Origin of the sequence: Janibacter zhaoxuefangae (assembly GCF_050271985.1) — a bacterium.
Lineage (GTDB): Bacteria > Actinomycetota > Actinomycetes > Actinomycetales > Dermatophilaceae.
In genome coordinates this window covers 2,695,515-2,708,237 of record NZ_CP189849.1, presented here as the reverse complement: position 1 = coordinate 2,708,237, position 12,723 = coordinate 2,695,515, and the positions used below count along the sequence as shown (strand labels likewise).

Below are 12,723 nucleotides of genomic sequence, written 5' to 3'. Positions count from 1 at the left end.
CCGGTGACCAGCAGATCACCAGGGGCTGGGCTCGTAGTCCTTCACGAAGCAGCCGTGCAGGTCCTCGCCGGCCTCGCCGCGCACGATCGGGTCATAGACCCGGGCCGCGCCGTCGACGAGGTCGAGCGGGGCGTGCCAGCCCTCGGCGGCGATCCGCAGCTTCTCGTCGTGGGGTCGCTCGTCGGTGATCCACCCCGTGTCGACGGCCGTCATGAGAATGCCGTCCGTCTCGAGCATCTCCTTCGAGCTCGTGCGGGTCAGCATGTTGAGGGCCGCCTTCGCCATGTTGGTGTGCGGGTGTCCCGCGCCCTTGTAGCGGCGCGAGAACTGGCCCTCCATGGCCGAGACGTTGACGACGTACTTGCGGCGCGCGGTCGAGGCGCGCATCGCCGGCCGCAACTTCGAGATGAGGATGAAGGGGGCCGTCGCGTTGCAGAACTGGACCTCGAGGAGTTCGAGGGGGTCGACCTCGTCGACCTTCTGCGTCCACGAGTTCACCGCCTGCAGGTCGGGCAGCAGCCCGCCCGCGTCGACGGCGGTCCCGGCCACGTGGGCCTCGAGGCTGGCCTGACCGGCAGTCAGGGAGAGCGCGGTGAGCGACGCGGCGGTCTGGGCCGCGAGTGCGTGCTCGGGCGACTCCCCTTCGTGGTGGGCGACGGCGTGCTGCCGGAAGGTGCCGAGCAGCGCCGCGGGGTGGGCCTCGCTGACCCGGTCGAAGGTCACCATCTCCGGGAGCGGCACGCCGTGGGGGAGCGGCGCGTTCTCCTGCTCGACGAGTTGCGAGTAGGCGCCGGGGGAGCGGCGGACGGTCTGGGCGGCGTTGTTGATGAGGATGTCGAGCGGGCCGTCGGCCGCCACCTCCTCGGCCAGGGCCACGACCTGGTTGGGGTCGCGCAGGTCGATGCCGACGATCTTCAGTCGGTGCAGCCAGTCGGCGCTGTCCTCCTGAGCGGAGAAGCGCCGGACCGCGTCCTTGGGGAAGCGGGTCGTGATCGTCAGGGCGGCGCCGTCGCGCAGGAGCATGAGGGCGATGTACATGCCGATCTTGGCGCGGCCACCGGTGAGCAGCGCGCGGCGTCCCGTGAGGTCGGTGCGCTGGTGCCGCTTGGCGTGGCTCTTGGCCGCGCAGTCGGGGCACAGCCAGTGATAGAACGCGTCGACGAGCGTGTAGGCGTTCTTGCAGATGTAGCAGCCGCGTGGCTTCAGGAGTTCGCCGGCGTGCGCGCCGACGGTCGAGGAGACGAGGGGGATCCCCTTCGTCTCGTCGTCGATGCGCATGGGTGAGCCCGTGGCGGTGCGCTCGAGGATCGCGTTGTCATGGTCGATCTGCGGCTGCTTGGCCTCGCGGCGACGGGCCTTGCGGATCTGCTTGTACATCCGGCCGGTGGCGCGCTTGACCGTCTGGATGTCGGGGTGGTCGGCGTCCAGGTCGGGCAGGTCCGCCAGGACCTTGAGGGCGATGGCCAGCTCGGCGGGGTCGATGCCGTCAGGGGAACTCACCCGCCGAGTTTACGGCGCGGTCGCGAGGCCCCCGGACACGTCGGGCGCCCGGCGACCTCAGGCGCTGACGATCTCGACGGTCGGCTCGAGCACGCTCTCGCTCGTGAGGGAGTTGGCGATGTAGCACTCGCCGTGCGCCTCGTGCAGGAGCTGCAGGAGGTCGTCGGCCGTGGTGGGCGCGGCGGCGATCACGTGCGGCCGCAGCGTGATCCGGGTGAGTCGCTGGGGGCGGGCATCTGCGGGCATGAGGCCGTGGGCCTCGTCGGTGTAGCCGCGCACGTCGACGCCGGCCCGGGCCGCGACGGCGAGGAAGGAGAGCAGCAGGCAGCTGCTCGCGGCCATGACGAGCAACTGCTCCGGGTTCGTGCGGGCGGCCTCGCCGCGGAAGGCGGGGTCGGCACTGAGCGCGATCTCCTGGGTCGCCGGCGGGGCGAGGGCTACGTGGTCGCGCGAGTAGGCGCGGTAGCCCTGCGCCGTGGTTCCGTCCCAGACGACGTGCGTCTCGTACTCGTGGTCGTGCGCCATGGCGTCAGCGTGGCACGTCGACACGTGTCCGTGGTGGTCACTTCTCGACCTCCGAGGGTGTGGTCCGGGTCGACGCGTGACGACGCCGGACACGTTGCCGCCCGAGGGGGCCATGGACGGTGACCGAAAGCGGGAGGACGATGGGGCCGGGAGGCGCCATGTCCGACGAGTTCGATGCCTACATCGCCCGGGTCCGAGCACACCGGGCCGAGTTGCGTGACTCCGTCGCGGCCGTCGACGACGCGCTCAGCAACCCGATAGCCCGTGGGGGTGCTTGGCGTGAGCGGGTCCGGGCCGCGCTGGCCGAGCTGGCGCACGACTTCGAGGACCACATCGACCTCACGGAGCGTCCCGGCGGCATCTACGACGGTGTGCGGGAGGGTCATCCGCGGCTGGAGGCCGCCGTCACCCGGCTGACGGGCGAGCACGTCACGCTGCGGGACGACCTCGCCGGCTACCTGACGATCCTCGAGCACGGCGGCACCCTCGCGGACCTGCCCGCCTTCCGCGAGGAACTGACCTCCCTGCTCGGGCGCCTCGTCCGGCACCGGCAGAAGGGCGGCGACCTCGTGTACGAGGCGTACGAGGTCGACATCGGCGGCTCGGGCTGACGACGACCCGCGAGGACCCGGACCGAGCTCTGCGTGGGAGGACCGGAGCGGGGAGGAGTCGGCCCCATGGGTCGCGGGCTGACGACGACCCGCGAGGACCCGGACCGAGCTCTGCGTGGGAGGACCGGAGCGGGGAGGAGTCGGCCCCATGGGTCGCGGGCTGACGACGACCCGCGAGGCCCCCTTCGCCCGAGTTTTGGACATCAGGTGTCCCAAATCAGGGGCTGGGGGCCCCCTTCCGCCGAGTTTTGGACATCAGGTGTCCATTCCTCGGGGAAGGGGAGCGACGGTCAGGACGTGGTGCCGCCCGTGCCCGCCCCACTGCCCGTGCCCGTCCCACCGCCCGTGCGCGTGCCCGGCAGCAGGTCCACGGCGAGGGCGGCGCCGAGGTCGCCCGCGGCGGAGAAGAGGTGACGCACGTCGACCGCCGTGTGGCGCTCGGCGACCGTGGGCTCCTCCGCGCTGAGCACCTGCCGACGTTCGACCGCCGCGACGGCCACGGCGAGGTCCTTGCGCAGGTCGGCGCTGAGGAGGCCGCCGGGCATCATCGCGCGATCGGCGACGGCCCCGGCGAACCGCTCGGCGTCGGCCACCTGCGCGAGATCGTCGTTGGCGAGCATGTCGGCGGTCCGCAGCAGCAGCTGACGGCCCCGTTCGAGGTCGCCGTCGCCGAGTTCGACGACCGCCCGGGTCAGGTGGGTCCGATCGGCCCGCCCGGCCTGGGTGGCGAAGGCGGAGAGCTGCACCCCGAGGATGCGCTCGCGGGTGCGCGCGCCGGTCTCGCCGGCGTGCAGGCCCGGGACGAGCTCGTCGGTCGCGGGGGCCGATTGGCCGAGGCTGTCGAGCATCTCGCGGCCGGCCTCCTCGCTCCCGTGCACGGTGTCGCGCAGCGGCATGACGCGGATGAAGAGCGTCACGATGAGGGCCGCGGCGAGGATCGGGAAGCCGAGGAGGAAGACCTCGTGGAGCTGCTCGGCGAGACCCTGACGCACCGCGACGGCGACGGCGGGCGGCAGCTTTTCGAGCGCGGCCGGGTCGAGCACGGAGCCGGCGTCGATCCCGCCTTCGGGCATGTGGGCCGCGGCGTCGGCCGGCAGGTGCGCGGCGATGGCCGAACCGAGGCCGCTCGTCATGATCGTCCCGAAGAGGGCGATGCCGACGGTGGAGCCGACATTGCGGAAGAACTGCGTGGACGCCGTGGCGACGCCGAGGTCCCGGCGGGTGGCCGCGTTCTGCACGACGAGCGTGTAGAGCTGCATGGCTAGGCCGAGCCCGACGCCGAAGACGAGCATGGCCAGCGTGAGCTCGGTCTGCGTCGTCTCGTAGGTCATCCGGGAGAGCAGCCAGACACCCACGAGCATGATGAGCACGCCGGAGATCATGAGCTCCTTGTAGCGGCCCGTCCGGGTGGTGATGAGGCCCGCGACGATGCCCATCGTGATGAGCCCGAGCATGAGCGGCATGAGGATGAGGCCGGAGTTCGTCGCGTCGACGCCGATGACGCCCTGGGCGAAGACGGGGATGTAGATGATCGCGCCGAACATCATCATGGCGATGGCGAAGGCGGCGATGTTGGAGAAGGTGAAGACGCTGTTGCGGAAGAGGCGCAGCGGCAGGATCGGCTCCTCGGCGCGCAGCTCGACCCAGCAGAAGAGGGCCAGCAGGGCGAAGCCGCCGACGTACAGACCGATGATGGTCGCGGAGCCCCACGGGTAGGTCGTTCCGCCCCACGACGTCGCGAGCAGGGTGGCGACGAGGGCCGGGGTGAGGGTCAGGATGCCGGCGATGTCCACCTTCGCATCGCGGCGCTCGTGCTCGAGGTGGAGGAAGCGGGAGACGGCGACGAGGGCGAGCAGGCCGACGGGGATGGTGACGAAGAAGAGCCAGCGCCAGCCCCAGCGGTCGGTGACGAAACCACCGGCGAGCGGGCCCGCGACGGACGTGACGCCGAAGACGGCTCCCATGAGGCCCTGGTACTTCCCGCGCTGCCGCGGCGGGATGATGTCGCCGATGATCGTCTGGGACAACGGCATGATCGTGCCCATGCCGAGGCCCTGGACGGCGCGCCCGAAGACGAGCATCCAGAAGCCCTGCGAGAACCCGCAGATGAGCGACCCGACCATGAAGACGACGAGGCCGGCGAGGTAGAAGCCGCGGCGCCCGTAGAGGTCCGAGAGCTTGCCGACGATGGGGACGATGATCGCCGAGACGAGCATGGCGGCCGTGGCGACCCAGCTGTAGTGCTCCATGCCGCCCAGCTCGGCGACGATCCGCGGCATGGCGGGGCCGACGATGGTCTGGCTGACCGAGGCGACGAACATGCCGAGCATGAGGCCGATGAAGACGCGCCGGGCCTGCGGGCTCAGGGCGTAGGCGGCGGGCGGGCCGGCGACGGGGGTGGGTGCGGTGGTCAAGCGGGGTCCTTCCACGGTGGTTGCAAGATGCAAGGATAATCCGCAACATGCAGTTGGTGCAATATTGCATGACGTGCACCTCTACGATGGAGTCATGGACACCGCGATCGAGGCCCCCGAGCCGGAGGACGCCGCCCCCGGGCTGCGCGAGCGCCAGAAGGATCAGCGCCGCCGCGCCCTGCACCTCGCCGCGCTCGAGCTCGCCCTGTCCGAGGGCCTCGGGAGCGTCACGGTCGACGCCATCGCCGCCCGCGCCGGAGTCTCGACGCGGACGTTCTTCAACTACTACGCGACCAAGGAGTCCGCCCTGATGGGGTGGGACGCCGACGCGGTCGAACGGGTCGGCGCCGCGGTGCAGGCTCGGCCCGCCGAGGAGTCGGTGACCGAGACGCTGCGCGCGGTGCTCACCGGCTACATCACCGACCTCGCCGCCGACGACGAGCGGTGGCGCCTGCGGGTGGCACTGGCCGCGCAGTCGCCGGAGCTCGCCGCGAAGATGGTCGGCGTCGGTGCGCAGATCGAGCGCGCCTGCGTCACCGCCGCCATCGCGCGGGCCCACCCTGACCTCGAGACGGCGGACACGACCACGGTGGTCGAGGCGCACGTCGCCGTGGCCGCCTTCCGCGCGGCGCTGTGGCAGCACCGGGTCGCCGGCTTCACCGGCGACCTCCGGGCGCGACTCGACGCCGCCTTCGACCTCGTCGGCGCCGTGAGCGACGCCCGCGCCTGAGCCTGGCCCGCTCCGCGCTCCCGCGTGTCACCGGTATGGCCCAAGATGGTCCCCGGACACCCGCGACGAGGAGAGGACGACCGTGACCGGCAACGAGGCACAAGCAGCGGCACGTGAGGTCGGCGACCACCCCGTCGTCGAGAAGGGTGCCCGACTCGGCTTCGCCGTCAGCGGAGTGATGCACCTCGTCATCGCCCTCCTGGCGCTCCAGGTCGCCTGGGGCGGCGGGGGCGCGAGCGCCGACCAGTCCGGCGCCCTGGGGACCTTGTCGCAGAACCCCGTCGGCCTCCTGGTGCTCTGGGTCATGGTCGTCGGCTTCCTCGCTCTGGGCCTGTGGCAGGTGACCGAGGTCGTCCGAGATCGCTCCGACGACGGCGCCGTCACGGACCGCGCGAAGGCGGCCGGCAAGGCCGTCCTCTACCTCGCGCTGGCCTGGTCCTCCTTCAGGTTTGCCAGCGGCGGCGGCTCCTCGAGCAAGGACCAGACGCAGGACATCACCGCAACGCTGATGGGGGCCCCCTTCGGTCGCGTCCTCGTCGGGCTGGTCGGCCTCGGGGTCATCGCCGTCGGTCTTTACCACGTATACAAGGGCTGGACCGAGGGCTTCCTCGACGACCTCGAGCGCAACCCCGGCCCGTGGGCCACGCGGGCCGGTCGCGTCGGTTACATCGCGAAGGGGGTCGCCCTCACCGTCGTCGGTGGCCTCTTCGGGGTGGCGGCCCTGCAGAAGCAGTCCTCGGAGGCGAGCGGTCTCGACGGTGCGCTCCGGACCCTGCGCGAGCAGCCGTTCGGCCCCTACCTGCTGTCGGCGGTCGCCCTCGGTCTGGCGGCCTACGGGCTCTATTCGTTTGCCAGGGCTCGGCACGCCGATCTCTGACCCCGCCGGTCCTACGATGAGCCGGATCGCCTGAGGAGAGGACTCGCCGTGCCCCGTGACCGAGCCGCCCTCACCGGTGCCGCGTTGCTGTCCGGGGGCCTGGTCGTGACCGCGCTCGCGGCCCTGCCGGAGGCCGCCGCCGCGGCGATCGTCCTCACCGTGGGGGGCGTCGCGCTCACGGTCGCCGGCGTGATCGTCCGCGGACGCGCGCGGCCGGCGGCCGACACCGGCGAACCCCCGGACGGCGCACGCCCCGGTCTGCGTCAGGCCCTCGTCACGGCTCTCGTCGCCGGTGTCGTCGTGCTCCTCTGCCTGGGGCCAGTCCACGTCGCGGCTCGCATGGCGGCACCGCTCGGGATCGCGGCGGCGCTCACCGCGTGGGCGCTCGAGGCGGCCGTCCTCGAGACGTCCCTGCGTCGACCGGGACCACAGCGGCCGGCCCGGGGCGCGTACGCCGCGACGCGACTGATCACGGCTGCCGCCTGGCTCGTGAGCGGCGCCGGGCTCCTCATCGTCGCGACGCACCCCCGGCCGGCGGGCGCCACGATTGATCCCGTCCATGGTCCTGGGTGGGGCGTCGCGCTCCTCGGGCACGTCGCGGTCGTGCTCATCGGCACCCTTGCTGCGCGGCGACTGCTCGCCATGCCCGTGGTCGCCGAGGAGCCCCTGACGGACGCCGTGCTCATCGGCACCTGACCGACCGCGATCCCGCGCGGGCTAGCGTGGCGGCATGGCATCGACGATCCCGACCTACCAGCTCAACGACGACACGACGCTGCCCGCGATCGGCTTCGGCACCTACCCGCTCAAGGGTGACGACGGGGTGGCGGCCGTCGTCTCCGCGATCGAGGCCGGCTACCGGCTGCTCGACACCGCGGTCAACTACGAGAACGAGGAGGCCGTCGGCGAGGCGATCCGCCGCTCCGGCATCCCGCGTGACGAGATCCAGGTCGCGAGCAAGATCCCCGGCCGCCACCACGGCCACGCCGAGGCGAAGCAGTCGGTCCGTGACTCCCTGGACCGGCTGGGCCTCGACCACATCGACCTGCACCTCATCCACTGGCCCAACCCGAGCGTCGGGCGCTACCAGGAGGCATGGCGGGCGCTCGTCGAGCTGCGCGAGGAAGGCCTCGTGCGCTCCATCGGCGTCTCGAACTTCACGGCCGAGCACCTCGCGCGAATCATCGACGACACCGGCGTGACTCCCGCGGTCAACCAGATCGAACTGCACCCCTACTTCCCGCAGGTGGAGATGCGCGCGGTCCACGAGGAGCTGGGGATCCGGACCGAGGCGTGGAGCCCGATGGGGAAGCGCCAGGCCCCCTTCGCCGAGCCGGTCGTCGCCGAGGCGGCCCGTGCCCACGGGGTCACCCCCGGTCAGGTCATCCTGCGCTGGCACCACCAGCTCGGGACCCTGCCGATCCCGAAGTCGGCGACGCCGGAGCGTCAGCGCGACAACCTCGACGTCTTCGGGTTCGAGCTGACCGAGGACGAGGTCGCGGCCATCACGGCGTTGGGTCGCCCGGACGGGCGACTCTTCGGCGGCGACCCGGACACGCACGAGGAGATGTGAGCGAGGGGGGGGGTGCTTGCGGGCACCCCCCTCCCGCTCCGGTCAGGGGACGAGCGGCGCCCTGAGGAAGCGGCTCGCGGACTCGGTGTCCCCGCCGAGCTCGAGGCCGGCGCGGTCGGCGCGACCCCACAGGGCGAGGTAGAGCCGGGGCGCCGGCGCCGTGATCGACGCGACGACGTCGGGCTCCTCGTCGCCCAGGCGTCGCGTGATGACGCGACCGCCGTCGACGTGGACCGTCCAGCTGGCCGTCCCGTTGTCGCCGCCGTCCTCGTCGGGCAGGTCGGTGGCGATGAGAACGAGGGGCTCGGGCGCGGGGACGGCGTCGAGCGGGTCACCTGCGCGCTGCCGGTCGATGCTGCGCTGCAGGAAGGTCGTGAGGACCTCGTCAATGCCGTCGACGGCGAGGGTCGGGTCGATGACCTCCTCGATCTCGTCGTCGGCGTCATCACCGGCCAGGAGGATGTCGACGCCGTGGATCGTCGCTTCGTGCAACTGGCGACGGCGCCAGAAGGCGGCCGTGTCGTGGGCGCGGCTGAAGGTCCAGGCGGGGGCGTCGGGATCGGTGGCGCCGAGCGTGGCGAGGAGTTCCCCGGCACCCGCGACGTACCAGTCGATGAGGGGGATCGATCGGTCCCACTCCGGAGGTCGGCCGGGGCTGCTCGTCCCCCGGGCGGCGGCGGCGGCCCAACGGTGCGTGGCCCCCGCGTGGGCGACCACCTGCTCGACGGTCCAGCCGGGGCACGTCGGGACGGGCGCGTGCGCGGCCTCGTCCCCGAAGGACGCCGCGGCGGCGCTGAGGAGGGCGGTCGCGCCCACGAGTTCGACGAGGTGGTCTGCGGGGCTGAGCGGCTCGGTCACGCACCCATTGTGGGCCACGTCGGCCGTGAGGGGCCGATCGGGGATGATGGTCGGACCCCGCCAGCGAAGGAGATCGTCATGAGCGAGCCCACCGGTGCCCTGAGCCCCGAGGACAGCGCCCGCGTCGCCGTGCTCGCGGCCGACCTCGCCCGGGAGGGTCGCACGGCCGAGCTCCTCGAGTTCCTGGAACACGGCGTCCCGGTGGACCTCGCCGATGGGGACGGCAACACCCTGCTGATGCTCGCGAGCTATCACGGGCACGCCGCGACCGTGGCGGCCCTGATCGGTCGGGGCGCAGACGTCGACGCCCGCAACGGGAGGGATCAGTCTCCCGTCGCGGGCGCCTTGTTCAAGGGCGAGAAGGCGGTCGTGCAGGCCCTCGTCGCGGCCGGGGCCGACCTTGATGCCGGGACCCCGAGCGCGCGTCAGGCGGCGGAGATGTTCGGCACGCAGGCGCTGCTGGGAGTCGAGACCGACGGGGAGCGTTGACAGGCGCCGACAAGCGCCGCGTCGCGCACCTTTATCGGGTCACCCGATAAAGGTGCGCTTCACCCGACTTCGCATGTCGGGTAACGCGGCGAATATCGGGTGACCCGATACTCGTGTGACGGATCCCCCCCCGATGGCGGCGTGCCAGAAGGGCCGCCGGGCGGGTCAGTCCTCCCAGTCGGTCGGCGCGAGGCCGTCGGGGCTCGTGTTGCGTACGTGCGCGACGGTGCCGGCGAAGAGGCGCTGCGACTCCTCGTGCGTGAGGGTCACGTCCGTCGCGGCCCAGTTCTCGCGGCGACGCTCCGGGCTCGTCGAGCGCGGCAGGACGGTGACCTTCTCCTGCTGGCCGAGCCAGGCCAGCGCGACCTGCGCGGGCGTGACGCCCTTGGCCTGCGCGATCTCGACGACGGTCGGGTCGGTCAGGACCTGCCCGCCCGAGGACAGCGGCGAGTAGGCCGTCACCATGAGGTCGTGCTCCGCGGCCACCTCGAGCAGCGCCGTCTGCGCGAGCAGCGGGTGGTACTCGACCTGGTCGGCGAAGATCTCCGGGAAGTGGACGAGGAGGCGCCGCAGCATCCCGGCCGGAACGTTGGACACGCCGAACTCGCGGATGAGGCCGTCCGCCTTCGCCTGGCGCAGCTCCTCGAGGGCCCCGGGCAGCAGGCTGCCGTCGCCGGCGGGCCAGTGCGTGAGGACCAGGTCGAGGTGGTCGGTGCCGAGGTCGCGCAGCGAGCGCTCGACGGAGGCGCGGGTCGCGCCAGCGGCGTAGTCGTCGGGCCACACCTTCGTCGTGAGCCAGTAGTCGCCGCGGTCGACGCCGGACTCGGCCATGCCGCGCCCGACCTGCTCCTCGTTGCCATAGATGAAGGCGGTGTCGACGTGGCGGTACCCGATCTCGAGGGCGTCGCGGACGGCGTCCGTCGCGTCCTGACCCTCGACCTGCCACGTGCCGATCCCGAAGGTCGGGACGTCGACACCCTTGAACTGCTTGCTGAAGGAAGTGCTCATGGTCAGGTGCAGCGTCGGCGGGGGGTGAGGACATTCCCCACCCCCCGCCGACGGGTCGCTCAGGTCCCTCAGATGAGGTCGGAGAAGTCGTCCTCGGTGATGCCGGCACCGGCGCGGGCGTCGCCGTCGACCGGGGCGTTGGCGTTGCCGGCGCCCTTCGACACGTCCTCGGCGTCACCGTGCGCGGCGTTGAGCGCCTCGATGGCCTTGCGGACACCCTCGCCGTAGGCCGGGTCGGCCTTCGTGCAGTTGGCGATGTGGCGCTCGATCGTCTCGCGGGAGGCGCCGGTGATCGCCCGGGCCGTGTTCTCGAAGAGGACCTGCTGCTGCTCCGGCGTCATCTTCTCGCGGAAGAGGATGCCCGGCTGCGTGAAGTAGTCCTCGTCATCGGCGCGGTGGTCGAAGCGGTCCGCCCACGGGGCGATGGCCAGCTGCGGCTCGCGGAACTGCGGCTGGCTCGCGAAACGACCGTAGGAGTTCGGCGTGATCGCCGGGGTCGAGCCCGCCGCGATCCGGCCGGCACCGTCCAGGTGCGGGTCGTTCGGGTGCGCGACGCCCTTCGGGCTGTTGACCGGGATCTGGTGGTGGTTGACGCCGAGGCGGTAGCGCGCCGCGTCACCGTAGGAGAAGAGGCGACCCTGGAGCATCCGGTCGGGCGAGAAGCCGATGCCGGGCACGACGTTCGCGGGCGTGAAGGCGACCTGCTCGACGTCGAGGAAGTAGTTCTCCGGGTTGCGGTTCAGCTCCCACTCGCCGACCTCGATGAGCGGGTAGTCGGCCTTCGGCCACACCTTGGTCAGGTCGAAGGGGTGGTAGGGCACCTTCTCCGCGTCGGCCTCGGGCATGATCTGGACGAAGAGCTTCCACTTCGGGAAGTTCCCCTCCTCGATGGCCTCGAAGAGGTCGCGCTGGTGGGACTCGCGGTCCTCTCCGATGAGCTTGCCGGCCTCCTCGTCCGTGAGGTTCTTGATGCCCTGCTGGGTGCGGTGGTGGAACTTCACCCAGTAGCGCTCGCCCGCTTCGTTGTAGAACGAGAAGGTGTGCGAGCCGAAGCCGTGCATGTGCCGGTAGGACGCGGGGATGCCGCGGTCCGACATGACGATCGTGACCTGGTGCAGCGCCTCGGGCAGGTTGGTCCAGAAGTCCCAGTTGTTCTCGGCGTTGCGCAGGTTGGTGCGCGGGTCGCGCTTGACGGCGCGGTTGAGGTCGGGGAACTGGAGCGGGTCGCGGAAGAAGAAGACCGGCGTGTTGTTGCCGACGAGGTCCCAGTTGCCCTCTTCGGTGTAGAAGCGCAGCGCGAAGCCGCGGATGTCGCGCTCGGCGTCGGCCGCGCCGCGCTCGCCGGCGACGGTCGAGAAGCGGGCGAACATCTCCGTCTTCTTGCCGATCTCACTGAAGATCTTGGCGCTCGTGTACTTCGTGATGTCGCCGGTCACCGTGAAGGTGCCGTGCGCGCCCGAGCCCTTGGCGTGCATGCGCCGCTCGGGGATGACCTCACGGTCGAAGTGTGCGAGCTTCTCGAGGAACCAGACGTCCTGGAGCAGCATGGGGCCACGGGGGCCGGCGGTGACGCTGTTCTCGCCGTCGACGACGGGGGCGCCGGCGACGGTGGTGAGGGGCTGGGTGTTGCCCGGGTCTTGGCGGGGGCCTTCGACGCTCATCAGATTCTCTCCCTGGTGCTGAGTGGTGACTGGTTGGTGAGGTGGATCGGGGTGGTGGTCGCGCAGTCGGGGCAGCGGCCCCAGTAGGTCACCTCGGCCTCGTCGATGACGAAGCCGCGGGCGTCGCTCGCGGTGAGACACGGGGCCTCGCCGAGGGCGCAGTCCACGTCGGCGATGTCGCCGCACTCGCGGCAGACGACGTGGTGGTGGTTGTCCGCGACGCGGGCCTCAAAGCGCGCCGGCGAGCCGGCGGGCTCGATCCGGCGGATCAGCCGGGCGGCGGTGAGGGCGGCCAGGACGTCGTAGACGGCCTGCGTCGAGACGGTGCCGAGGGCCTGCCGCGCGGTGCGCGCGATGGTGTCGGCGTCCGCGTGCGGGTGGGCGTGGACCGCCTCGAGCACGGCCATCCGGGGCCGGGTCACGCGCAGGTCGGCGGAGCGCAACAGCGCGGCCGGCTCCAGTGCGGTGGACATGTCT

Annotated in this window: 13 protein-coding genes; 6 read left to right on the top strand and 7 right to left on the bottom strand. The window is 71.7% G+C overall.

The annotated features are described in order from the left end of the window. Positions 1-15: 15 nt before the first annotated feature. The gene (locus ACQBAS_RS12755) at positions 16-1,500 is read right to left on the bottom strand and encodes an SDR family NAD(P)-dependent oxidoreductase (RefSeq protein ID WP_427384168.1); all 1,485 of its coding nucleotides are present in this window, start codon (positions 1,498-1,500) and stop codon (positions 16-18) included. A gap of 57 nt (positions 1,501-1,557) precedes the next feature. Continuing rightward, positions 1,558-2,025 (bottom strand): OsmC family protein, encoded by a 468-nt coding sequence (locus ACQBAS_RS12750; protein WP_427384167.1) that lies wholly within the window; start codon positions 2,023-2,025, stop codon positions 1,558-1,560. Positions 2,026-2,183: 158 nt separating this feature from the next. Between ACQBAS_RS12750 and ACQBAS_RS12745 the strand changes: the two genes are divergently transcribed. Beyond that, a complete protein-coding gene (locus ACQBAS_RS12745) occupies positions 2,184-2,636 on the top strand; it encodes a hemerythrin domain-containing protein (RefSeq protein WP_427384166.1) in 453 nt (150 codons plus the stop codon). Positions 2,637-2,926: 290 nt separating this feature from the next. On the opposite strand, the gene ACQBAS_RS12740 is transcribed toward ACQBAS_RS12745, so the two are convergent. After that, on the bottom strand, positions 2,927-5,050 hold the full coding sequence (locus ACQBAS_RS12740; RefSeq protein WP_427384164.1) for an MDR family MFS transporter: 2,124 nt from the start codon (positions 5,048-5,050) through the stop codon (positions 2,927-2,929). 94 nt (positions 5,051-5,144) lie between these two features. Here ACQBAS_RS12740 and ACQBAS_RS12735 point away from each other — a divergent pair, with 94 nt between their 5' ends. The 4 genes from ACQBAS_RS12735 (at position 5,145) to ACQBAS_RS12720 (ending at position 8,230) form a co-directional block, all read left to right on the top strand. Then, positions 5,145-5,780, top strand: coding sequence for a TetR/AcrR family transcriptional regulator (locus tag ACQBAS_RS12735; RefSeq protein ID WP_427384163.1), 636 nt, complete (start codon positions 5,145-5,147; stop codon positions 5,778-5,780). An 82-nt stretch (positions 5,781-5,862) separates the two neighbouring features. Next, entirely contained in the window at positions 5,863-6,657 is a 795-nt protein-coding gene (locus ACQBAS_RS12730; protein WP_427384162.1) for a DUF1206 domain-containing protein, read from the top strand. A 48-nt stretch (positions 6,658-6,705) separates the two neighbouring features. Continuing rightward, positions 6,706-7,353, top strand: coding sequence for a hypothetical protein (locus tag ACQBAS_RS12725; protein ID WP_427384161.1), 648 nt, complete (start codon positions 6,706-6,708; stop codon positions 7,351-7,353). A 34-nt stretch (positions 7,354-7,387) separates the two neighbouring features. Then, positions 7,388-8,230, top strand: coding sequence for an aldo/keto reductase (locus tag ACQBAS_RS12720; RefSeq protein ID WP_427384160.1), 843 nt, complete (start codon positions 7,388-7,390; stop codon positions 8,228-8,230). Positions 8,231-8,272: 42 nt separating this feature from the next. On the opposite strand, the gene ACQBAS_RS12715 is transcribed toward ACQBAS_RS12720, so the two are convergent. Beyond that, positions 8,273-9,088: a maleylpyruvate isomerase N-terminal domain-containing protein gene (locus ACQBAS_RS12715; RefSeq protein WP_427384158.1), complete on the bottom strand. Its 816-nt coding sequence runs from the start codon at positions 9,086-9,088 to the stop codon at positions 8,273-8,275. Positions 9,089-9,166: 78 nt separating this feature from the next. Between ACQBAS_RS12715 and ACQBAS_RS12710 the strand changes: the two genes are divergently transcribed. After that, entirely contained in the window at positions 9,167-9,577 is a 411-nt protein-coding gene (locus tag ACQBAS_RS12710; protein ID WP_427384157.1) for an ankyrin repeat domain-containing protein, read from the top strand. 165 nt (positions 9,578-9,742) lie between these two features. Here ACQBAS_RS12710 and ACQBAS_RS12705 read toward each other — a convergent pair whose 3' ends face one another. The 3 genes from ACQBAS_RS12705 to ACQBAS_RS12695 all read right to left on the bottom strand — a co-directional run bounded on the left by ACQBAS_RS12705 (position 9,743) and on the right by ACQBAS_RS12695 (position 12,719). Beyond that, positions 9,743-10,585 (bottom strand): aldo/keto reductase, encoded by an 843-nt coding sequence (locus tag ACQBAS_RS12705; RefSeq protein ID WP_427384156.1) that lies wholly within the window; start codon positions 10,583-10,585, stop codon positions 9,743-9,745. Between the two features lie 68 nt (positions 10,586-10,653). Continuing rightward, the gene (locus ACQBAS_RS12700; protein ID WP_427384155.1) at positions 10,654-12,246 is read right to left on the bottom strand and encodes a catalase; all 1,593 of its coding nucleotides are present in this window, start codon (positions 12,244-12,246) and stop codon (positions 10,654-10,656) included. Next, complete coding sequence (locus tag ACQBAS_RS12695) at positions 12,246-12,719, bottom strand: Fur family transcriptional regulator (protein WP_427384154.1); 474 nt, start codon at positions 12,717-12,719, stop codon at positions 12,246-12,248. Before ACQBAS_RS12695 ends, ACQBAS_RS12700 begins: the two co-directional genes overlap by 1 nt. Between the last annotated feature and the right edge of the window lie 4 nt (positions 12,720-12,723).